General features: G+C 33.2%; 19 protein-coding genes and 1 tRNA gene. 5 read left to right on the top strand and 15 right to left on the bottom strand.

Translation table 11 applies throughout. From position 1 onward, the window contains the following. Positions 1 to 12: 12 nt before the first annotated feature. The 5 genes from AADI82_RS01520 to lepA all read right to left on the bottom strand — a co-directional run bounded on the left by AADI82_RS01520 (position 13) and on the right by lepA (position 9,134). A complete protein-coding gene (locus AADI82_RS01520) occupies positions 13 to 2,412 on the bottom strand; it encodes a glycoside hydrolase family 31 protein (protein WP_341214702.1) in 2,400 nt (799 codons plus the stop codon). 140 nt (positions 2,413 to 2,552) lie between these two features. Then, positions 2,553 to 4,460, bottom strand: coding sequence for a 1,4-alpha-glucan branching protein GlgB (glgB, locus tag AADI82_RS01515; protein ID WP_341214701.1), 1,908 nt, complete (start codon positions 4,458 to 4,460; stop codon positions 2,553 to 2,555). A 3-nt stretch (positions 4,461 to 4,463) separates the two neighbouring features. Continuing rightward, on the bottom strand, positions 4,464 to 5,726 hold the full coding sequence (locus AADI82_RS01510) for a glucose-1-phosphate adenylyltransferase (RefSeq protein ID WP_341214700.1): 1,263 nt from the start codon (positions 5,724 to 5,726) through the stop codon (positions 4,464 to 4,466). A gap of 6 nt (positions 5,727 to 5,732) precedes the next feature. Further along, on the bottom strand, positions 5,733 to 7,139 hold the full coding sequence (locus AADI82_RS01505; protein WP_341214699.1) for a glycogen/starch synthase: 1,407 nt from the start codon (positions 7,137 to 7,139) through the stop codon (positions 5,733 to 5,735). 198 nt (positions 7,140 to 7,337) lie between these two features. Further along, positions 7,338 to 9,134: a translation elongation factor 4 gene (lepA, locus tag AADI82_RS01500; protein WP_034042465.1), complete on the bottom strand. Its 1,797-nt coding sequence runs from the start codon at positions 9,132 to 9,134 to the stop codon at positions 7,338 to 7,340. A 137-nt stretch (positions 9,135 to 9,271) separates the two neighbouring features. Here lepA and dusB point away from each other — a divergent pair, with 137 nt between their 5' ends. After that, complete coding sequence (gene dusB / locus AADI82_RS01495; RefSeq protein ID WP_341214698.1) at positions 9,272 to 10,267, top strand: tRNA dihydrouridine synthase DusB; 996 nt, start codon at positions 9,272 to 9,274, stop codon at positions 10,265 to 10,267. A 45-nt stretch (positions 10,268 to 10,312) separates the two neighbouring features. On the opposite strand, the gene AADI82_RS01490 is transcribed toward dusB, so the two are convergent. Together AADI82_RS01490 and rbfA are read right to left on the bottom strand one after the other, a co-directional pair. After that, complete coding sequence (locus tag AADI82_RS01490) at positions 10,313 to 11,515, bottom strand: ABC transporter permease (RefSeq protein WP_341214697.1); 1,203 nt, start codon at positions 11,513 to 11,515, stop codon at positions 10,313 to 10,315. Positions 11,516 to 11,575: 60 nt separating this feature from the next. Beyond that, complete coding sequence (gene rbfA / locus AADI82_RS01485) at positions 11,576 to 11,974, bottom strand: 30S ribosome-binding factor RbfA (protein ID WP_341214696.1); 399 nt, start codon at positions 11,972 to 11,974, stop codon at positions 11,576 to 11,578. A gap of 199 nt (positions 11,975 to 12,173) precedes the next feature. Between rbfA and mce the strand changes: the two genes are divergently transcribed. Both mce and AADI82_RS01475 read left to right on the top strand, forming a co-directional pair. Further along, on the top strand, positions 12,174 to 12,578 hold the full coding sequence (mce, locus tag AADI82_RS01480) for a methylmalonyl-CoA epimerase (RefSeq protein ID WP_341214695.1): 405 nt from the start codon (positions 12,174 to 12,176) through the stop codon (positions 12,576 to 12,578). Between the two features lie 49 nt (positions 12,579 to 12,627). Continuing rightward, positions 12,628 to 12,701 (top strand) — tRNA-Ile (locus AADI82_RS01475). 50 nt (positions 12,702 to 12,751) lie between these two features. Here the strand turns inward: AADI82_RS01475 and AADI82_RS01470 are convergent. Next, positions 12,752 to 13,708, bottom strand: a complete 957-nt coding sequence (locus AADI82_RS01470) for a M20/M25/M40 family metallo-hydrolase (RefSeq protein WP_341214694.1) — start codon at positions 13,706 to 13,708, stop codon at positions 12,752 to 12,754. Between the two features lie 181 nt (positions 13,709 to 13,889). Between AADI82_RS01470 and AADI82_RS01465 the strand changes: the two genes are divergently transcribed. Further along, positions 13,890 to 16,049 carry a prolyl oligopeptidase family serine peptidase gene (locus AADI82_RS01465; protein ID WP_341214693.1) on the top strand — a complete coding sequence of 720 codons (2,160 nt, stop codon included), beginning with the start codon at positions 13,890 to 13,892 and terminating at the stop codon, positions 16,047 to 16,049. Between the two features lie 98 nt (positions 16,050 to 16,147). Beyond that, the gene (locus AADI82_RS01460) at positions 16,148 to 17,059 is read left to right on the top strand and encodes an ABC transporter ATP-binding protein (RefSeq protein WP_341214692.1); all 912 of its coding nucleotides are present in this window, start codon (positions 16,148 to 16,150) and stop codon (positions 17,057 to 17,059) included. On the opposite strand, the gene AADI82_RS01455 is transcribed toward AADI82_RS01460, so the two are convergent. The 7 genes from AADI82_RS01455 to rpmF form a co-directional block, all read right to left on the bottom strand. Continuing rightward, positions 17,054 to 17,503 (bottom strand): 3-oxoacyl-ACP synthase, encoded by a 450-nt coding sequence (locus AADI82_RS01455; protein ID WP_341214691.1) that lies wholly within the window; start codon positions 17,501 to 17,503, stop codon positions 17,054 to 17,056. The genes AADI82_RS01460 and AADI82_RS01455 overlap by 6 nt on opposite strands. A gap of 141 nt (positions 17,504 to 17,644) precedes the next feature. Then, positions 17,645 to 18,757 carry an FAD-dependent oxidoreductase gene (locus AADI82_RS01450; RefSeq protein WP_341214690.1) on the bottom strand — a complete coding sequence of 371 codons (1,113 nt, stop codon included), beginning with the start codon at positions 18,755 to 18,757 and terminating at the stop codon, positions 17,645 to 17,647. A gap of 15 nt (positions 18,758 to 18,772) precedes the next feature. Next, entirely contained in the window at positions 18,773 to 20,290 is a 1,518-nt protein-coding gene (locus tag AADI82_RS01445) for an arylsulfatase (protein WP_341214689.1), read from the bottom strand. Between the two features lie 77 nt (positions 20,291 to 20,367). After that, positions 20,368 to 21,720, bottom strand: coding sequence for an acetyl-CoA carboxylase biotin carboxylase subunit (accC, locus tag AADI82_RS01440; protein ID WP_341214688.1), 1,353 nt, complete (start codon positions 21,718 to 21,720; stop codon positions 20,368 to 20,370). A gap of 75 nt (positions 21,721 to 21,795) precedes the next feature. After that, positions 21,796 to 22,275, bottom strand: a complete 480-nt coding sequence (gene accB / locus AADI82_RS01435) for an acetyl-CoA carboxylase biotin carboxyl carrier protein (RefSeq protein ID WP_341214687.1) — start codon at positions 22,273 to 22,275, stop codon at positions 21,796 to 21,798. A 28-nt stretch (positions 22,276 to 22,303) separates the two neighbouring features. Continuing rightward, complete coding sequence (locus tag AADI82_RS01430; protein WP_341214686.1) at positions 22,304 to 23,299, bottom strand: beta-ketoacyl-ACP synthase III; 996 nt, start codon at positions 23,297 to 23,299, stop codon at positions 22,304 to 22,306. 181 nt (positions 23,300 to 23,480) lie between these two features. Continuing rightward, positions 23,481 to 23,661: 50S ribosomal protein L32 (gene rpmF, locus AADI82_RS01425; RefSeq protein ID WP_341214685.1), on the bottom strand; the 181-nt coding region annotated here is incomplete at its 5' end.

Raw genomic sequence — 23,661 nt, 5'->3', positions numbered from 1 at the left:
TTCAAGAATTTATTATCCTTTAATTTGCAGGTTTGTAAATTCTTTAGAGATAACAAGCGAGTTATCACCATTAAATTTAACATCCTTTAAATCAATATATTCATTATCAACTTTTATAGATTTTACCTTAAACGGTAATCCTATTAAATTAATTTTAAAAGAATTGTAAGATGTTACAAATTGCCCAGTTTTATGAATTCTGATAATTAATTTGTTATCATTTCCAGACAGATTAAATTTTCTCAAGCTGTAACGCCCTTTAGTGTAATCGTATCCATCATTAGCGTCTTCAAATAATTCTGAATCTTCTTTACCATGTTTATAATAAACATCAAGAGTTAATTCTTCAATTACTTTTTCTCCAACATATTGTTGTATTGGATATTTAGGTATAATAGCACCTGCTTTTACAAAAATTGGCATGCTATCTATATCGGCATCTACCCAAGTTTCTTTTCCGCCAGAAATCATATTGTTTGTCCAGAAATTATACCATTCACCTCTAGGAATATACATGCGCCTTCCTTTCGCGTTTGGTTCATTAATTGGGCAAATTAAAAGTTGGTTACCACAAATAAATTCATCAATCCTATAATGCGTTTGAGCATCGTCTTGATCGAACAATACTAACGATTTTAGCATTGGCATATTATTTTGCGAATATTGATAAAATGAAGTATATAAATATGGCAATAACTGGTATCTAATTTCAATAAACTTACGGACTATATTCGTTATTTCATCATCAAAAGCCCAAGGTTCTTGGTCACCATGATCGCCAGAAGAGTGCGTTCTACAAAACGGATGAAAAGCACCTAGTTGAATCCAGCGTGCATATAATTCGCCATTAGGTTGTTCTGCAAACCCGCCAATATCTGATCCTGCAAAAGAGAATCCAGACAATGCTAAGCGCTGCGCTTGAATATTGGCTATTTGTAAATGCTCCCATGAAGCTACATTATCTCCCATCCAAGTTGAGGTATAACGTTGCGTACCAGAATATGCAGATCGTGTAATTACAAATGGCCGTTTAGGGTAATTAAACTTTTTTAAACCATGGTAAGTGGCACGTGCCATTTGCATTCCATAAATATTATGTGCTTTACGGTGACTGCATGGATTTCCGTCGTAATCGTGCCTCACATCATTTGGAAAGGTTTTTCCAGGAACGTCCATTACTGCAGGTTCGTTCATGTCGTTCCAAACGCCTTTAACACCAATATCTTCAATAAGTTCTTTAAATAATCCTGCCCACCATTTTCGTACTTCAGGTCTTGTAAAGTCTGGAAAATAACATTCCCCAGGCCAAACCTTACCTTTCATGTAAGGGCCATCTGCACGTTTACAGAAATAATCTTTATCTAAAGCTTCTTTAAAAACACTGTATTCATTATCAATTTTAATTCCTGGGTCGATAATAACTACCGTTTTAAACCCATCGTCTGCAAGTTCTTTAACCATGCGTTTTGGGTCTGGGAAGTAATCTTTGCTCCATGTAAAACAGCGAAATCCTTCCATGTAATCGATATCTAAATAAATAGCATCACAAGGAATTTTTAATGCTCTAAATTTTGCCGTTACTTCTTTTACATTTGATTCTGGATAATAACTCCATTTACACTGGTGGTAACCTAAAGCCCATAATGGTGGTAATTCTGGAGTTCCTGTTAAATCTGTGTAACTACTAACAACATCTTGCATTTTAGGGCCGTAAATGAAGTAATAATTCATTTCACCTCCTTGCGCCCAAAAGCTAGTTACATTTCTTCTTTCATGACAAAAATCGAAATAGGTTTTAAAGGTGTTATCAAAAAATACACCGTAAGATTTTCCATTATGTAAACCTGTGTAGAAAGGAATTGCTTTATAAATAGGGTCGGTGTTTTTTCCAAAGGCATAAGAATCTGTTGCCCAGTTTTCAAATCGTTTTCCTTTTAAATTTAAATCATTGGGTTTGTCTCCTAATCCATAATAACTTTCACCGTTCTGAGCAACTTTACTCATTTTAACAATGTCGCCACCTAACTCGTAACTTTCCTCCCAATGAAAACCTAATTCATCTTCGCAAATAACACTATTATTTTTAGCATCAAAGATTGATTTTCTTAAATCTGATTTATATATATGGCAGATTAATTTTGAGGTGGTAATAATATATTTATGGTCGTCACTAGTAATTTCTAAATGGTTATATCCTCTGCTTGCGTTAACATCGATAGCGTAAGAAAAATCATTTTCAAATTTCCCAACGGTTGTATACCTAAACCTTAACACACTATCTCTTAAAACTGTAAGTTGAAGAATAACGTTATTTGAGGTTGAAAAATGTAGAACGTCTACATCTTTTTTATAATCTGTTATATTAGCAGGAAACAAGTTTCCTTTATATTCTAATTCTGTATTTAAAATCATAAATAATGAGCAATTTATTAATTGACGAAAATACTAAAACAATTAATTTTCGGTTAATTTTATTTATTAAAAAAAGGCCAATTTAATTACATAAAATACAACTAACGAGGTGTTTAATTATACTTTATGTAATCAAACGGTTATTTGAACTTAAATATAGTTATTGCAAGAGGAGATAAGGTAATTTCTGCCGAATAATCTTTTCCGTTCCAAGATTGTTTTTTAACTGTTATTTCTTTTTTATTTAAAATGTCACTGCCTCCAAATTCTTTCGAGTCACTATTAAAAATTTCAGCAAGTTTTCCTTTTTTGGTTACACCAATACGATATTTTTCTTTTACAGCAGGTGTTAAATTACAGACTACAACAACATCGTTTTCTGAATTTTCTCCTTTTCTAATAAAAGATAATACACAGTTTTCATGGTCATCATAACTAATCCATTCAAACCCTTCGTTACTAAATCCTTTTTCAAATAAAGCTGGCGTGTTTTTGTATAGTTTATTTAGTGTTTTATAGAAATTTTGAAAGTTTTTATGTGAGTCGTACTCTAATAAATTCCAATCTAAACTACCTTGAAAATCCCATTCGGATTGTTGTCCAAACTCGCCACCCATAAACAGTAATTTTGTTCCAGGATGTGTAAACATATAGCCATATAAAAGACGAAGATTAGCAAAGCGTTGCCACTCATCACCAGGCATTCTTCCTAGAATGGATTTTTTACCATAAACGACTTCATCATGAGACAGCGGTAGCATAAAATTCTCTGTAAATGCATAGGCTAAACTAAACGTAATATCATTTTGATGGTATTTTCTATAAATAGGGTCTTTACCAAAATATTCTAAAGTATCGTGCATCCACCCCATCATCCATTTCATTCCAAAACCTAAGCCACCTAAAAATACAGGTTTTGAAACCCCTGGAAATGCGGTAGATTCTTCGGCTATAGTTTGTACATCTGGGAAGGATTTATAGACTTCTTCATTTAATTCTTTTAGAAAAGCAATGGCGTCAAGGTTTTCTCTTCCACCAAATTCATTAGGCTCCCATTCGCCATCTTTACGCGAATAGTCTAAAAACAACATAGACGCTACTGCATCTACTCGTAAGCCATCTGCATGATATTGTTCTAACCAAAATACAGCATTGCTTATTAAAAACGATTTTACTTCGTTTCTGCCATAATTAAAAATTAAGCTTTTCCAATCTTGGTGATAACCTTTTCTTATATCTGGGTGCTCATATAAGCATGAACCATCAAAGAAACCTAATCCGTGAGCATCTTCAGGGAAATGAGACGGTACCCAATCGAGAATAATTCCAATATCGTTTTGATGTAATTTATCAACTAGGTATTTGAATTCTTCTGGATAGCCAAATCGGGATGATGGTGCAAAGTACCCTGTTAATTGATAACCCCAAGAAGGGTCATAAGGATATTCCATAATAGGCATCAATTCTACATGTGTAAAGTTCATGTCTTTTACATAATTCACCAAATCATCTGCAAGTTCGAAATATGATAAAAATCTATCTTCTTCAATTTGTTTTTTCCATGAACCCAAATGAACTTCGTAAACTGAATAAGGCGCATCTAAAGCATTATGCTTTTTACGTTTTTTCATCCATTTAGTATCTTTCCATTTATAGGAATCGTCCCAAACTATTGATGCTGTTTTAGGTGGATGCTCGCAACGTCTTGCATAAGGATCTGCCTTTTCAGAAATATAATCGTTTTGGCTTGAGTAAATTTTATATTTATATAAATTGCCTTTACCAACATGAGGTATAAAACCTTCCCAAATTCCAGAGGAGTCCCAGCGTACATTTAGGTTGTGGTTTTCGCCATTCCAATAATTAAAGTCTCCAATTACAGAAACTTGTTTTGCACTTGGTGCCCAAACTGCAAAATAAGTACCTTCTATACCATTAAGTGTTAAGGTGTGCGACCCGAATTTTTCGTATAAGCGGTAGTGTTTACCAGCTTTGAAAAGATTTATATCGAAGTCGGTAAAAAGACTATGATGTATTGTGTTAGACATATATTATATTACTGTACCATTAGGAATTATTGCACCTTTTTTTATCACAACTATGCCTTCTTTTACAGCATATGTGCTTGTTTCGGTGTCTTCTAAATGCTTTCCTCCATTTATTCTCACATCATTACCAATGCAACAATTCTTATCTAATATGGTGTTTTTTATAAAGCATCTCGCACCAATACCAAGTGTGTTTATTTTTGGGTCTTCTACATCACTTAATGGTTGATAATAGTCATTACCCATCATATAAGTATTAATTACTGTAGATTCATTACCAATTCTAGAACGTATACCTATTACAGATTTTTCAATTTTCCCCGCATTAATTATACACCCTTCGGCAATTACGGTTTCGTCCAATATAGTTCCTGCAATTTTTGTAGTTGGTAACATTCTTGCTCTGGTATATATACGCTTAGCTTTATCATATAAATCGAAATCTGGAATGCTCTTAGTTAATCCAATATTAGCTTCAAAGAAAGAGTCAATGTTTCCAATATCTGTCCAATAACCTTCATATTGATAACTTAATGTTTTGTGTTTATCTATGTTTTGAGGAATAATTTCTTTACCAAAATCTATAGTAGAATCATCGTCCATTAACTCCATTAATAAGTCTCTATTAAAAATATAAATTCCCATTGAAGCTAAGTAATTTCTGTTTTGAGATTTCATATCATCACTTACATCTGAGGTCCAATCTGGCAATAAACTAGCATCAGGTTTTTCTATAAACGAAGTAATAACATTGTTCTCATCAGATTTTAATATTCCAAAAGAGGTGGCGTCTTTTGCGTTTACTGGTATGGTAGCTATAGATATTTTAGCACCACTCTCCTCGTGGGCTTTAATCATTTTGTCGTAATCCATTTGGTATAATTGATCACCAGAAAGAATTAATGCATATTTAAAATCATGTCTTAAAAAGTGATGCATGCTTTGGCGAACGGCATCAGCAGTACCTTGAAACCACCCTTTGTTATCAGGTGTTTGTTCCGCAGCAAGTACATCAACAAAAGCCGAACTAAAAAAACTAAAGTGATATGTGTTTTTTATATGCCTATTTAACGACGCTGAATTAAACTGTGTTAATACAAACATGCGTTTTATATCTGCATTAATACAATTTGAAATAGGAATATCGACCAATCTATACTTTCCTGCAATTGGAACTGCTGGTTTTGATCTTTTCTCTGTTAGTGGATATAATCTTGAGCCTTGACCGCCTCCTAATATTATAGCTAATACGTCGTTGTTAATCATAGTTAATTAGTTTATAGAGTTATATAAATTGATGTATTCTTTCGCTGAAGCATCCCAAGAATGGTCTATCTTCATAATTTGTATTCTAGTTTTTCTGAATTTGGTTTGATTTTTATAAAGTGCTACACCTCTTTCAATAGCATTAGTCATTTCTAAAACCGTAACGTTATCATGACAAATACCAAAACCGTTTTCTTCAGAAATATCTGTAACGGTGTCTTTTAAACCCCCAATACTGCGTACAATAGGAATAGTACCGTAACGTAAAGCATACATTTGGTTTAATCCGCAAGGTTCGACTCGCGAAGGCATTAGGAGGAAATCTGCTCCAGCATAAATAATGTGAGATAGTTTTTCATCGTAACCAATAAAAGCATTATACTGCCCTTTATATTCTTCTTTAAGGGTTTCTAATTGATTTTCAACATCCTTATTGCCTGAGCCTAAAAGGAGTATAGAAATATTAGGATTTTTTAAAGCTATTTTAAAAGTTTCAGGAAATAAATCAGAGCCTTTTTCTCCTACCAATCTACCAATAAAAGCAAATAGCGGTTTATTAATATCAAAATTAAATCGATCGCACAATTCTTTTTTATTCGCTTTTTTACCTGCTACAATAGTTTTTTGGTTATAGTTTCTAACAATATAATCATCGGTTTCCGGATTCCAAACGTTCCAATCTATACCGTTTAAAATACCAGAGCATTTTGCGCTTTCATCGCTTAATAAACTTTCTAAACCATTTGCCGCTATTTTTAATTCTTCCATATAACTAGGCGATACAGTAGTAACTCTCCAAGCACATTTTATAGCTGCTGCTAGTGGGTTAATTGTGCCGCCCCAATCTAATAAGCCAACATGATCAAAATTAAAAGCAGGTATTAAATTTACGTTATCATGCGAAAACCAACCTTGGTATTGAGCATTATGAATGGTTAAAATATTAGGTGTTTTTCTAAAAGGTTCATATTTATAACTTTCTTGAAGCATAAAAGGAATAAGTCCTGTATGGTGGTCGTGGCAATGAATTATATCTGGCAATGTTTTCCAAGTTAGCATCCAGTCTAAAGTTGCTATTTGAAAAGCTAAAAACCTATTCGTATCGTTAGAGGAATACACATAATCTTTAAATAATAAGTCTGGTACATCAACAAAAAAAACATCAAAATTTAAAACATCCTTTTCTAGCTTTAAAATATTGAATTTATAAGTAGCATCTCCTAAGCTTAATTTAGATTTGAAAACAGAAGTAAAAGTGTTTTCTTTAGTAAATTTTACATCATAAAACGGCATAATAACCTGAGAAGAAACTTTAGGATTGTTTTGATACTTTGGTAACGCACCAACAACATCTGCAAGTCCACCAACTTTGGCAATCGGGTAGCATTCTGCGCTTACATGAATAATATTCATTTAATAAATTTTGTGTGTTTATAAACATACAAAATTATTACAAACTTTCTTTGCCTAAGCTGAATTTTTGAGGAAAATAGGGGTTTTTAAGTAATTAACTATTAATATCTGTAAATTTTTGGTGTTAACAATAAAATACATGCATTAATCGTAAATTTATAATAAAAAAATGTTAGTTTTTTATTTATTGACCAAAGATTAATCATTCAACTTCAAAACGGCCATAAATGCCTGCTGAGGTATTTCTACATTACCCACTTGACGCATACGTTTTTTTCCTTTTTTCTGTTTTTCAAGAAGTTTACGTTTACGTGAAATATCACCACCATAACATTTTGCTGTTACATCTTTACGAAGTGCTTTTATCGTTTCTCTCGAAATAATTTTAGCACCAATAGCCGCTTGAATAGGAATATCGAATTGCTGACGTGGAATAAGTTCTTTCAATTTCTCACACATTTTTTTCCCAATGTTCTGAGCGTTATCGGCATGTATTAAAGCCGAAAGCGCATCAACGGGTAGTGCGTTTAATAAAATGTCTAAACGAACCAACTTAGAGGTCTTCATACCTATTGGGTGATAATCAAAAGATGCATAGCCTTTAGAAACTGTTTTTAAGCGATCGTAAAAATCGAATACAATTTCTGCCAATGGCATTTCAAAAGTCAATTCAACACGCTCTGTTGTTAAATAGGTTTGATTTAAAACAATTCCTCGTTTTTCGATACAAAGCGACATCACATTACCAACAAAATCTGCTTTAGTAATGATAGTAGCTTTAATATAAGGTTCTTCTACTCTATTAACGGTAGAAGGGTCTGGTAAATCTGATGGATTATTAACTATAAAAGCTTCATCAGGATTTTTATTGGTAAACGCATGGTATGACACATTGGGGACTGTAGTAATTACAGTCATGTCAAACTCGCGCTCTAAACGTTCTTGAATAATTTCCATGTGAAGCATACCTAAGAATCCACAACGAAAACCAAAACCTAAAGCCGCAGAACTTTCTGGAGCAAATACTAACGACGCATCGTTAAGTTGTAGTTTTTCCATCGAGTTTCTAAGCTCTTCGTAATCTTCAGTATCTACAGGGTAAATGCCTGCAAAAACCATAGGTTTTACATCTTCAAAACCTTCAACAATATTAGTGGTTGGGTTAGCAAAATCTGTGATAGTATCACCAACTTTTACTTCTTTAGCTGTTTTAATACCAGTTATTAAATAACCAACATCACCCGTTTTCACACTTTGTTTCGCTACTTGAGTTAATTTTAAAGTTCCAACTTCATCAGCATAGTACTCTTTATCGGTGGCAACAAATTTAATTTTTTGGCCTTTTTTAATTTCACCATTAAATACTCTAAAATAGGTTTCAATACCTCTAAACGTATTGTAAACCGAGTCAAAAATTAAAGCTTGAAGTGGTGCATTTGGATCGCCTTTAGGAGCAGGAACACGATCGATTATAGCTGCTAAAATATTTTCGACACCAAAACCTGTTTTTCCACTGGCGTGAATTACCTCTTCTGGATCGCAACCTAATAAATCTACAATATCATCAGTAACCTCTTCAGGATTGGCGCTTGGTAAATCGACTTTATTAAGAACTGGAATAATTTCCAAATCGTTTTCTAGTGCTAAATATAAGTTAGAAATGGTTTGTGCCTGTATGCTTTGTGCGGCATCTACAATAAGTAAAGCGCCTTCGCAAGCAGCGATAGATCGAGAAACCTCATAAGAGAAATCGACGTGACCTGGTGTGTCAATTAAGTTTAAAACGTATTTTTCACCATTAAGTTCATAATCCATTTGTATGGCGTGCGATTTTATAGTAATACCTCGTTCACGCTCCAAATCCATGCTATCCAATAACTGAGCTTGTTGTTCTCTTGCGGTTACTGAACCCGTAAAATCTAATAAACGGTCTGCAAGGGTACTTTTACCGTGATCTATGTGTGCAATGATGCAAAAATTTCTGATGTTCTTCATAGTCAATAATCTTCATAAAAAGATTTTGCAAATATAGATGTTTTTATCTGGATATATTTATTGTTTTTAGTGTATAGATAGGCGTTTTCATAAATATTTAATTCATTTTCAATACTTTTGCAATCCAAAATATAATAGTGGTAAAAATAGATAACATAGAACTACCTGATTTTCCATTGCTTTTAGCACCCATGGAAGATGTTAGTGATCCGCCATTTCGTGCGCTTTGCAAAGAGCAAGGTGCTGATGTTGTTTATACCGAGTTTGTATCGAGTGAAGGCTTAATTCGTAACGCAGCAAAAAGCGTTATGAAACTTGATATTTATGAAAAAGAGCGTCCTGTAGGGATTCAAATATTTGGAGCGAATCTTGATAGTATGTTGCAAACTATTGATATAGTTTCAGCATCCAAACCCGATATAATCGATATAAATTTTGGTTGCCCAGTAAAAAAGGTAGTGAGCAAAGGCGCAGGCGCAGGTATTTTAAAGGATATCTGTTTAATGGAGCAGCTTACTGCCGAAATGGTTAAGCGCACCAACATTCCAATAACCGTAAAAACACGTTTGGGTTGGGACCACAACTCTATAAAAATTGTTGAGGTTGCCGAACGTTTGCAAGATGTGGGTTGTAAAGCCATTGCTATTCATGGGCGTACTCGCGCGCAAATGTATAAAGGCGATGCCGATTGGAAACCCATTGCCGCCGTAAAAAACAATCCAAGAATGCACATTCCTGTGTTTGGAAATGGCGATATTACGTCGCCAGAAAGAGCGATGGAAATGCGTGATAGTTACGGATTAGATGGCGCTATGATTGGGCGTGCAAGTATTGGTAACCCGTGGTTTTTTAAACAAGTAAAGCACTTTTTTAAAACTGGTGAACATTTAGCACCGATTAGTTTAGAAGAGCGTATTGAAGCGGCTCGTAGGCATTTACAAATGGCGATTGATTGGAAAGGTGAAATTTTAGGTGTTTTTGAAACCCGTCGTCATTATACCAACTATTTTAAAGGGATTCCGCACTTTAAAGAATACCGTATGAAAATGGTAACTAGCGATGACTCCAAAGATGTGTTTGCTGCTTTTAATGAGGTTTTAGAGAAGTTTTCGGATTATGAGTTTACGGAGTAGTTTTATATACAAATTTCACATATAAATAGCAACTCGCCCAAATAACTACAATTGTATTAGTTTTTTTGTAACTCGATTTGATGCTACTTTTGAGGCGATAATACCTAAAACGGTAATTGTAAAAAACACAATCATAAAATTTTCTAGCAAGATGCTCATGGGGTAAGCCAAAGATGGGGTGATGGGTACGAGACCGAATGTTTTTTGGATTACGACAACTAATAGCGCGATTAATAAACCAATTATAGAACCAATAATGGTCATGATCGAGCCATGAATAAAGAAGATATTTCGGATTTTTTTTATGGTAAAACCTAAATTAAAAAGTGTTTTTAAAGATTGCTTTTTTTCTAATATCATCATTATTATGGAGCCCATAACATTAAAAATTAATAACCCAGAAACCAAGGTTAGTAGTAAATAAACCAATAGGTTTTCGCTATTAAGCATTTTATACAGTGCATCGTTAAGTTGCGCTCGGTTTTTTATAACCACTTTATCGCCTAAAATGGCTTGAATACTTTCCTTTGCTTTAAGCTCGTCTGTACCATTTTTTAGTTTAAATTCTAAAGATGATACTTGATTGGGCTTATAATTTAAAAGATTTTGTGCTAAATCGATAGAAGCAAAAACATAGGTATCGTTTAAATTTTCGTTAATATCAAAAATACCAACATTAACGGCGTTAACAGCGTTAAAGGCATTTTCAATAGAAGTAATTTGTCCTTTTCCTGGTTTGGGGACATATAAGCTTATGGGTTTAGCATAATTTAAAACGCCAAAAGATAAGTTGTTAGAAATGCCCCAACCAACCACAATTTGGTTCGTTTTTTGATCGAGCCAACTACCTTGCGAGATTACAGAATCTATCGTAACTACGTTCTTAAAATTAACATCTACACCCTTTATGGTTGCTAAATAATTTTTGTCGTTTGAGGCTATAATAACACGTTCTTCAATAATTTTAGAGAATACTGCAATAGCATCTAAATCGTTTAATTTATTTAGGTCTTCGTTAGTAATAAAAAATGATTTTCCAACAGCAGTTTCAGCTTTTAAATCGGGGTCAACCATAGTAGAAAACTGTAATGTAAAATCTTTTAAACCTGCAAAACCAGAAAGTACTATAAATAAAGATGCTGCACCCAAAACAATACCCAAAACAGCTATTTTACTAATAATATTAATAGCATTGTTACTGCTTTTTGAGCGTAGATAACGTTGTGCGATATAAAGTGAAACATTCATGCTTTAAATATAAATATAAGTTTTATTAAAGCATTTTGCTTTTAAGGGTTATAAAAATGATTACGATTTTTTTCGTTTGTCGAGAAAAGAAGGATCCTTTATTGGGTTTTCTTCTCCTTTTAAGGATTTGTCGATTTGATCGATATACTCTAAAGAATCATCAATAAAAAACTCCAATTTTGGCATGCGTCTTAATTGATGTTTGGTGCGTTGGGCTAATTCGTGCTTAATTAATGGTGCGTTAGATTTTATGCCTTCAATAAGTTCTTTGGCTTTATTATTCGGAAAAATACTTAAATACACTTTAGCAACCGATAAATCGACGGTTACTTTTACTTTAGATACCGAAATTAAAATACCCTGCATACCGCCTTGCGTTGCAGCACGTTGTAAAACATCAACTAAATCACGTTGTAAAACAGATCCTATTTTTTTTTGTCTTTGACTTTCTTCTTCCAATTAATTAATTTTATAAGTCATTTATCTATTTATAAATGACTGTGTTATAAAAAACATCTAAAAAGATGTTCTGCTGCAAAAATAACAGTTATTTAAAGATTATCTTACTTTTTTATTTACGAAATTTGTATAATTAGGTTAAATTGTAATCGAATAATGTAGATTTACATCTAGAGTAAAATAAAAGAACAAAAATTTTATGAATAAGATTGAACATATTGGTATAGCTGTAAAAAATATTGATGATTCTAATGAGTTGTTCGCCAAATTATTTGGAGAAACGTATTACAAAATGGAGGAAGTAGCTAGCGAAGGTGTGAATACATCTTTTTTTAAAGTGGGTGAAAGCAAGATTGAATTGTTAGAAGGAACAAATGATGACAGTCCCATTGCAAAATTTATTGCAAAAAAAGGAGAAGGCATGCATCATATTGCTTTTGATGTGGATGATATTAATACTGAAATTAAAAGGCTTAAAAATGAGGGTTTTAAAGTTTTAAATGAACTGCCAAAAAAAGGAGCCGATAATAAGTTGGTGGTTTTTTTGCACCCAAAATCTACAAACGGTGTTTTAATCGAGTTGTGCCAAGAGATAAAGAAATAATTTTTCTTGCTAACAATTAAAATAAGTAGTAATATTGCACTCCAATTTCGGTCCTATAGCTCAGTTGGTTAGAGCACCTGACTCATAATCAGGTGGTCCATGGTTCGAGTCCATGTGGGACCACTTTTAGAAATTGTAAAGCCTTGCAGAAATGTGAGGCTTTTTTTATGAGTTTAATCTTGCTTGATAAACGTCATTTTATAATCCGTTGAAGCTAGCTTCATAATCGTTTTAAAAATATATTCGCACACCTGTTTTTGTCCATTAATATTTATTAAATCAACCGTATCTTCTGGTGTATGGTATTGCGGATGTCCGCCTGTATGCATCCCTAAAACCGAAATGTCTTTTTTGTAAAACGATACATGATCCGATCCGCCAACAGAACCAGCATGCACAATTGGTGTTAAGTTTAACGATTCGCCTAAAGCTTGCATAAAATTTACGCCATCAGGAAATGTGCCTGCTCCTCCCATGTACACATGCTTATCCTTATTCATTCTTCCAACCATATCCATATTAATCATTAATTTTATTTGAGATAATGGTACTAGAGGGTTTTCAACAAAATATTTGCTTCCTAATAACCCTTGTTCTTCGGCACCAAAAGCGATAAAAATAATACTGCGTTTTAATAAATGTTTTTGACTTTCTATTTTTTCGGCTATTTCTAATAACGCTGCTGTTCCGCTAGCATTATCATCGGCTCCGTAATGAATGGTATTCTTTTTGTCAGATTTTGATGATGGCCCTCCCAAACCTAAATGATCGTAATGCGCACCTAAAACGATATATTCATTTTTAAGATTAGCATCATTGCCTTCAATAAAACCTAAAACATTACAAGTTTTTACAACAGGTTTTTTATCAACTCCTTTTACAACTCTTAATGTCGCTTTAAAGTTTTGTTTATATCCTAAATCAAAAGGTATAACGCCTATCTTTTTAAATTCCTTTTTTAAATATTTAACAACACGTTTGTTTGCTTTTCCTCCAGGATATCGACCTGCATTTTTTTCTGAAGTTAAAAACAAAAGGTGTTCTTTTAGTTCATTTTCTGTGATTTCAGATTGAGAAAACACATTAAAGTTAATACTAGCTAACAATAAAAATAAAAAGACCTTATTCATAAACTATTCTTTTTTTTAGAATCTCAAATATATAATATGTTACCTGCAACTTTCATCCGTTTTGTTTATTTTTGAGGAATAAATTTATCGATCATGAAATGAGTGTAACTAAAACTTTAAAAATTAAAATCGTTTTACTATGCGAATTACATTTTACAAATGAATTAAAATCAGATAACAAATGAAAAAAATAATGCTTAATCTTTTAGTTCTAACCATTATTCTGGCTTGTAAAAATGATAAGGAAGAAAAAAATGTTGTAGTTGTGAATTATCCTGAAACAAAAAAGGTAGATACCGTAGACACGTATTTTGATGTAGAAGTTAAAGATCCATATCGTTGGTTAGAGGATGATAGAAGTGAAGAAACCGAAGCTTGGGTAAAATCTCAAAACAAAAGTACTTATGCGTATTTAGATAATATCCCGTTTAGAGATGAGTTAAAAGATCGTCTATCTAAACTATGGAATTACGAAAAAGTAGGCGCACCTTTTATTGAAGGTGAATACACATATTTTTCAAAAAATGACGGTCTGCAAAACCAAAATGTATATTATAGAAAGAAAGGCGATAGTAAAGCTGAAGTGTTTTTAGATCCGAATACATTTTCTAAAGACGGCACTGTTTCTTTAGGTAGTGGATTAAGTTTCTCTAAAGATAGCAAAATGTTGGCATATTCTATTTCTGAAGGTGGAAGTGACTGGAGAAAAATTATTGTAATGAATCCTGAAACACGAGAAATTGTTGAAGACACGCTTATAGATGTGAAATTTAGTGGTATTTCTTGGTATAAAAATGAAGGGTTTTATTATTCAAGTTATGATAAACCTAAAGGCAGTGAACTTTCTGCTAAAACCGATCAGCACAAAGTATATTATCATAAATTAGGTACACCTCAAAAAGAAGATGTTTTAATTTTTGGTGGAATACCAGAAGAAAAACACCGTTATATATATGGCACTGTAACAGAAGATGATAAATATCTAGTTATTACACCACGTGTATCTACATCTGGTAACAAGCTTTTTATAAAAGATTTATCTAATCCTAACAGTAAACTTGTAACTATTTTAGACCACACAGATAGCGACACCTATATTATTGAAAACGAAGGTAGCAAACTATTTTTAGTTACAAATCTAAATGCGCCAAACAAAAAAATAGTAACTGTTGATGCTTCAAATCCAACACCAGAACATTGGAAAGATTTTATTCCAGAAACCGAAAATGTTTTAAGCCCTTCAACTGGCGGCGGATTTTTCTTTGCTAAATATATGGTTGATGCTATCTCTAAAGTAAAACAATATGATTATACTGGTGCATTGGTAAAAGATATTGAACTACCAGGTTTAGGTACTGTGGGTGGTTTTGGTGGTAAAAAGAAAGATACTGTTTTATATTTTTCATTTACTAATTACAATACACCTTCGAGTATATATAAATTCAACCCAGAAACTGGTGAATCTGAATCTTATTGGAAACCATCTATTGAGTTTGATAGTAGCGATTATGTATCCAATCAAGTATTTTACACATCAAAAGATGGCACTAAAATACCAATGATGATTACACATCATAAAAACCTAATTATTGATGGCAAAAACCCAACTATTTTATATGGTTATGGTGGATTTAATATTAGCTTAACCCCTACGTTTAGTATAACTAATGCTGTTTGGATGGAACAAGGAGGCATACTTGCTGTGCCTAATTTACGTGGCGGTGGCGAATATGGTAAAATTTGGCATGATGCAGGAACACAAATGAAAAAGCAAAATGTATTTGACGATTTTATAGCCGCTGGCGAATATTTAATTAAAAATAAATATACATCTTCAGATTTTCTAGCTATCCGCGGTGGATCAAATGGTGGTTTATTAGTTGGGGCTGTAATGACTCAACGTCCAGATTTAGCAAAAGTAGCATTACCAGCAGTTGGTGTTTTAGATATGTTGCGTTACCATACATTTACCGCTGGAGCAGGTTGGGCTTACGATTATGGTACTGCCGAACAAAGTATAGATATGTTTGAATATCTTAAAGGATATTCTCCTGTACATAATGTAAAAGAAGGTGTTGAATATCCAGCAACTTTAGTAACTACTGGTGATCATGATGATAGAGTGGTGCCAGCACATAGCTTTAAATTTGTAGCCGAATTACAAAGCAAACAAGCAGGAACAAACCCAACGCTAATACGTATTGAAACTGATGCTGGCCATGGTGCAGGAACACCTGTTAGTAAAACCATTGAACAGTATGCAGATATTTTTGGCTTCACGCTTTACAATATGGGGTTTGATGTGTTACCAAGTAAAACTAAAGAAAAGATAAAAGGATAGCTTTGTGTTACACTGAGCGCAGTCGAAGTGTCTCATTATAAAGTAAATCAAAAAACCGTTCTTCTAAAAAGAGGAATGGTTTTTATTATTTTTGCTCTATGCTTCAAGTTAAAAATATATCATTTTCATATAAAAAAACATCGGTTTTAAAAGATATTTCTTTTAAAGTAAATCAAAGCGAACATGTTTCAATAATAGGAGAAAGTGGCTCTGGAAAAAGTACACTCTTAAAGTTATTATACGGCACTTATGATTTAAACGATGGTCAAATATTTTGGAAGGACGAAGAAATTCTCGGACCAAAACACAATCTTGTTATTGGTCCGGAATACATGAAATATGTCGCACAAGAATTCGATTTAATGCCTTTTATTACCGTTGCTGAAAATATTGGTGCTTTCCTATCCAATTTTTATCCTGAAGAAAAGCAAAATCGCATTGATGAACTTTTAGAAGTTGTAGAACTATCCCATTTTAAAAACACCAAGGTTAAAGAATTAAGTGGCGGACAAAAACAGCGCGTAGCTTTGGCAAGAGCTATTGCAAAGCAACCAGAAATCATTTTGTTGGATGAGCCATTTAGCCATATCGACAATTTTAAAAAACAATCGTTACGCAGAAGTTTGTTTAGATATCTAAAAGAACGAAACATAGCATGCATAGTAGCAACTCATGACAAAGATGATGTATTACCTTTTTCAGACCGTATGATTGTTTTACATGAGACTAAAATTATTGCTAACAATACACCTCAGCATTTATACAAAAATCCTCAAAATAAATTAATTGCTTCTTTTTTTGGGGAATTCAATATGATTGATGGTGAAATCATTTATGCGAATCAACTCAAAGTAGTTGATAAATCTCATTTAAAAGCTACCGTAAAACAAAGTTATTTTAAAGGTCATCATTATTTAATTGAAACCGATTTGGATGGAGAAAAAGTGTTTTTTGAAAGTGAATCTCTATATGATAAAAATAAAGAAGTATTTCTGGAGAAAGTATTATAAAACCTCTATTATCTTAAAACTGCTTTCTCTAAAAATAATTGTATCTCCAGCAGTTTTTCCTATTAATAATTGTCCAATTGGTGTGCTTGCAGAAATAGCATAAAATAAATTATTTTCAACTTTTAATTGTCCTGCGCTTACGGCAATATAATAATTAGCTTGTCTTGTGTAAACCACGCTTCCTAAACCAATACTTTTTAAAGATTTTGAAGTATCAATTTTTGAAAGTGCTTCTTTAACCTTTACAATTTCAGAGAGTTGATTTCCTGCTTTTTCTCTTTCTAATTGCAACATAGCGCGTCCTATTTCGTGCTTGTCACCTGCGGTACTTTTTGTTTCAGAAAGTAAAGATTCTTGTATTTCGTTTATAGTTTTTTGGACAATCAAAAATCTGTTTTCTACAAACTCAAAACACTGATTGTATAATTGTTGTTTGATAGTCATAATTATTTTTAGTTCATTGCGAGACTTTTTTAAGTCGTGGCAATCTTATATTTTAAGTCGTATTTAAAAGATTACCACGTCGTTTCACTCTCGTAATGACAATGAATGACCCCGTAGCAAGTTGACGAGGAATTCTTTAGATTAAATTAAATCCGCTAATTCTTTTCCAATTAAACTACCAATAGCTACACCCATACCGCCAAGTCTTACGCCACAAAACATATGATTGCTAAGTTGTTTTACAATAGCTTTTTTTTGATTACCAACACCCATAATGCCGCTCCATCTATAATCAACCTCAAAAGATATTTCTGGTAAAATTGTGGTTTTTAATAGTGCTTCTAATTTATTTTGAATCAGTTCGGTTTGTTTTAATTCTGTGGTTTCTTCTGCTTTAAAATCAAGGTTTCGCCCGCCTCCAAATAAAATTCTATCATCAATATTTCTAAAATAATAATAGCCTTTATCTAAATGAAATGTGCCTTTAATCTGTAAATTTTTTATTGGTTTTGTTATTAATACTTGTGCTCGTGCCGGTTTTACATGTTCATCTAAAAGCTGCGAAGCAAAACCGTTTGTTGCAATTAGTAATTTAGATGTTGAAAATTCAAATAGATTCGTTTTTATTTTTACTGAATTCGTGTCTTCTGAATATTCTTTAACTGTAATATTGTTTAATATTTTAATACCTTTTAACAATGCCTTTTGAAGCAACGATTCCATCATTTTACCAGTATCTATCTGACCTTCAAATTGATTGAAAATATATTGCTCTTTTATGTTTTTAAAATTGAAAACATTCTGTTTTAAACTAAAAACATCATTATTAAAAACGGGTTTTAATAACTTATTTATCGCTTTTTTTTTTGAAATACAGTCTTGAAATAATTTAGAATCTGCTTCTGTAAACAACTCATAACCACCAAATTGCTGATAATTAATATTTGTATCACCTAGAGTGTGTCGCAAAAGCTTTAAACCACTAACTCGTTTTTTTACAAGGTCTATTACTTCTTGCTCAGAGTGTGTATTTAAATCGTCTATAATTTCACTTAAACTTCCAAAACAAGTGAATCCTGCATTTTTTGTACTGGCTCCTTGAGGTAATATGCCTTTCTCTAAAACAAGAATATTGGCTTTTGGAAAACGCTGCTTTAGTTGTAACGCACAACTTAATCCTACAATACCGCTACCAACAATAGTATAGTCTATATTGGTAAGCCATGATTTAATTTCCCAATAAGATAAATTCACTAGGTTTTATGTTTATTATTGCATCTCTTGTTCTAAAGCAAGTTTTAATGCTTTAACTTTTTTAGGATACAAATGTGCTAAATTATGCTGTTGCGCTCTGTCTTCTTTTAAATTATATAATTGATAAAGATTATCTCTACCTGTTTCAATATCTACCCAACTATAATACTTTGTGCCTTTATGCGGTGGTATTAAAACCCAATCTTCATTTCTATATGCTTTTATATCTGCCTGTCCTAAAATAATATCTTGCCTGCCTTTTGAAGATTTTCCTAAAAATGCATCTATTATATTTTTACTGTCTGGTGTTGTATTATTTTGTCCTGTTAAGGCTGCAAATGATGCTGTAAAATCCATCTGCGAAACTAATGCATCTGATACTCCTGGTTTTATTGTGCCTTTCCATCTAATCATAAATGGCACATGGGTTCCGGCATCAAAAAGACTGTATTTCCCCCCTCGAAGTCCTCCTCTTGGAGTATGTTTTCCTATTTTAGTAACAGCATCGTCTTTATAACCATCGTCTAAAACAGGACCATTATCGCTTGAAAATATAACGATTGTGTTTTCAGAAAGCCCTAATTTATCTAATTCGTCTAAAAATTGACCAACAGCCCAATCTGCCTCAATAATTACATCACCTCTTGGTCCTAACCCAGAAGCTCCAACAAAACGAGGGTTGGGTACTCTAGGTACATGTGGTTGGTGCAGTGAATAGAACAAGAAAAAGGGGTTGTTTTTGTTTTTATTAATGTATTTAATAGATTCTTTTAAAAAATCATCGCCCATATTTTCATCAATAAATAATGCTGACTTTCCGCCTTTCATATAACCAATTCTTGATATACCATTATGAATACTCATATCGTGACCATGACTTGGATGTACTTTTAATAATTCTGGGTGTTCTTTTCCAGTAGGCTCTCCTTCAAAGTTCTTTTGATAACTTACATAAATAGGGTCCTCGGCAGTTAAACCAACAACCTTATGGTTTTCTACATATACACTCGGCACTCTATCATTAGTAGATGCCATAATATATGCATAGTCAAAGCCAATTTCTAATGGACCTGGTGCAATCTTTTTATTCCAATCCATATTAGCATCTCCTAATCCTAAATGCCATTTCCCTACAACTCCTGTTTTATAGCCCGCTTGTTGTAACATTGAAGGCAAGGTTTGTTTTCCTAATTCGAAAAGTAAAGGTGCATTTCCTGGTAAAACTTGCGCTTTTTTTGTTCTAAAAGGATATGTGCCAGATAATAACGAGTATCTGCTTGGTGTGCAAGTAGGTGAAGTTGCATATCCGTTTGTAAACCGGATGCCTTCATTTGCTATTCGGTCAATATTTGGGGTTAGTAACTCTGTAGAACCATAAGAACTTACATCTCCGAAACCTAAATCGTCTGCGTAAATGATAACAATATTTGGATGGTCTTGTTTTTTGTTTACTATAGATTCTTTCGCCTCTTTTTTACAACTTACAGAAATAATTAAAAAAAACAAGCTTAAAATATAACTGTATATCTTCATAATACATTAAATTTTGTAAGTTTTTGATTAAAATCAAAGATAAAAAAACTCCGAAATTACTTCCGGAGTTTTACTTTTTATTCTTCTATTTGCTTTTCCATTACGAAATCTTCCATAAACTTAGTGGTATAATTTCCTGCTAAATAATCTGGATGATCCATAAGTTGTCTGTGGAATGGAATGGTGGTTTTAATCCCTTCTATTACAAACTCATCTAAAGCACGCTTCATTTTATTAATGGCTTCTTCTCTGGTTTGCGCCGTAGTTATTAACTTTGCAATCATAGAATCGTAGTTTGGGGGAATAGAATAGCCTGCATAAACATGCGTATCTAAACGTATACCGTGACCTCCTGGAGCATGTAAAGTAGTAATGCGTCCTGGTGATGGTCTAAAATCGTTAAAAGGATCTTCGGCGTTTATTCTACATTCTATAGAGTGTAATTTTGGTGTATAATTTTTACCCGAAATTGGCACTTTTGCGGCTACAAGAATTTGTTCTCGTATTAAATCGAAATCAATTACTTGTTCTGTAATTGGGTGTTCTACCTGAATACGTGTATTCATTTCCATAAAGTAGAAATTACGGTGCTTATCGACCAAAAACTCTACGGTTCCTGCACCTTCGTATTTAATATATTCTGAAGCTTTTACAGCTGCTTCTCCCATTTTTTTACGAAGCGCAGTCGTCATGAATGGTGATGGAACTTCTTCTGTTAATTTTTGATGACGACGCTGAATTGAACAATCTCTTTCAGATAAATGACATGCTCTTCCTGTTGAATCTCCAACTACTTGAATTTCAATATGTCTTGGCTCTTCTATAAGCTTTTCCATGTACATATCGTCATTTCCAAAGGCTGCTTTAGATTCTGTTCGAGCAGATTCCCATGCATTTTGAAGGTCTTCTGGTTTCCAAACAGCACGCATGCCTTTTCCGCCACCGCCAGCAGATGCCTTAAGCATAACTGGGTAGCCCGTTTCTTTAGCTACTTTTTTACAGTCTTCAAAATCTTTTATAACCCCTTCGCTTCCTGGTACGCAAGGTACGCCTGCAGCCAACATAGTTGCTTTTGCGTTGGCTTTGTCTCCCATTCTATCAATCATTTCTGGCGAAGCACCAATAAATTTAATATCGTGCTCTTCACAAATTTTTGAAAACTTAGCATTTTCTGATAAAAATCCGTATCCTGGGTGAATGGCATCAGCATTAGTAATTTCTGCTGCAGCTATTATATTAGACATTTTTAAATAAGACTCGCTACTAGCTGGTGGACCAATGCAAACCGCTTCATCAGCAAATTTTACATGTAAACTCTCAGCATCAGCAGTAGAATATACCGCTACGGTTTTAATGCCCATTTCTTTACAGGTTCTAATAACACGTAATGCTATTTCTCCTCTATTGGCAATCAGTATTTTTTTAAACATAACTTTTAAATATTTAAAATATCAAATTCCAAATTCCAACAAATTGGGATTTGTTTCTTGGAATTTTAAATTTGGTTATGACGGATCTACTAAAAATAAAGGTTGATCGAATTCTACAGGTGAAGAATCATCAACTAATACCTTAACTATTTTTCCTGAAACTTCAGATTCAATTTCATTGAAAAGTTTCATAGCTTCAATAACGCACAATACATCTCCTTCGGCTATGGTTTGTCCAACTTCAACAAATAAAGGTTTATCTGGTGATGGTTTTCTATAAAATGTTCCTATTATTGGTGATTTTATAGTGATATATTTTGAGTCTTCTGAAGCTGCTGATACGGATGGTTGAGAAGCTGCTGGAGTACTTGCTTCTGTTACTGCTGGAGCTGCTGCTTGTGGGATTTGAACAGCAGGTGCTTGATGCACAATGGTAGTCTCTGATTCTGATCCTGTTTTGATGGTGATTTTTATATCATCCATTTCTAATTTAACCTCGCTAGCACCAGACTTGGCTACAAACTTAATTAAATTTTGAATTTCTTTAATATCCATAATTTTGCTTATTAGTTAGTGGTTAGTTTTATGAATTATATGCCCATTTTAAATAAATTGAGCCCCAATTAAATCCGCCTCCAAAAGCGGCAAATATTAAATTATCTCCTTTTCTTAGTTGCGATTCGTAATCGTTTAAAAGTAAAGGTAATGTCGCTGATGTTGTATTACCGTACTTATGTATATTCATCATTACCTTTTCTTGTTCCAATTCTATTCTATTGGCAGTAGCATCAATAATACGTTTATTAGCTTGGTGCGCTACTAACCAGTCAACATCATCTTTACTTAAATTATTTCGTTCTAAAATTTTTACAGTAGCATCTGCCATATTAAATACCGCATTTTTAAATACAGTTCTTCCTTCTTGAAAAGCACAATGCCCACCGTTTTCTAAAACTTCAGGTGTTATTGGGTACGATGAGCCGCCATAAGTGGCCTGCAAAAATTCTCGTCCTGTACCATCGCTTCTTAAATATTCATCTTGTAACCCAAGGTTTTCTTGTGTTGGTTCAAACAAAACTGCTCCTGCTCCATCTCCAAATATAATACAGGTTGCTCTATCTTTATAATTAATGATAGAAGACATTTTATCTGCTCCAATAAGTAAAACATTTTTATATCGGCCAGATTCTATATAACTGGCAGCTACAGACATTCCAAATAAGAAACTTGAACATGCAGCATCCATATCAAATGTAAATGCATTAGTTGCTCCAATTTCTGAAGCTGTAAAAGCTGCAGTTGAAGCTGCTTTCATATCTGGAGTTGCAGTGGCTACAATAACAAGTTCTATATCTTTAGGGTCTATACCTCTCTTTTTAATAAGGTCTCTAGCTGCATTAATAGCTAAAAAAGAGGTCCCTTTGCCTTCGCCTTTAAGAATGCGACGTTCTTTTATTCCTGTTCTGGTAGTTATCCATTCATCATTAGTATCAACCATAGTCTCAAGAATTTGATTGGTTAATACGTATTCCGGCACATATGCGCCTACAGCTGTAATTGCCGCTGAGGTTTTACTCATAACTTTATAGTTAATTCGACCAAAAAAACATTAAAAATTGGACAAAAACGTTCAAAATTTCGTGAAAACTACTAAATTTTAGCTAAATAACACACAAATAATTTGTTTTTGTCTTTAAGAAAATACATATCATAAAAAAAACGCTCACATGTGAGCGTTTTATAATATGCGTACATAGTTTTTATGCTACGTTTTCTACTTCTTCTGAGTTGTCAATTAAAACTTGACCTCTGTAGTATAATTTTCCTTCGTGCCAATGCGCTCTGTGATATAAATGAGCTTCACCTGTTGTTGGGCATGTAGCAATCTGTGGCGCAGTTGCTTTGTAATGTGTTCTTCTTTTATCTCTTCTTGTTTTCGAG

Origin of the sequence: uncultured Wocania sp. (assembly GCF_964021735.1) — a bacterium.
Taxonomy (GTDB): domain Bacteria; phylum Bacteroidota; class Bacteroidia; order Flavobacteriales; family Flavobacteriaceae; genus Wocania_A.
The sequence above is the reverse complement of the archived record's forward strand: the minus strand, read 5'-3'. Positions and strand labels throughout refer to the sequence as shown.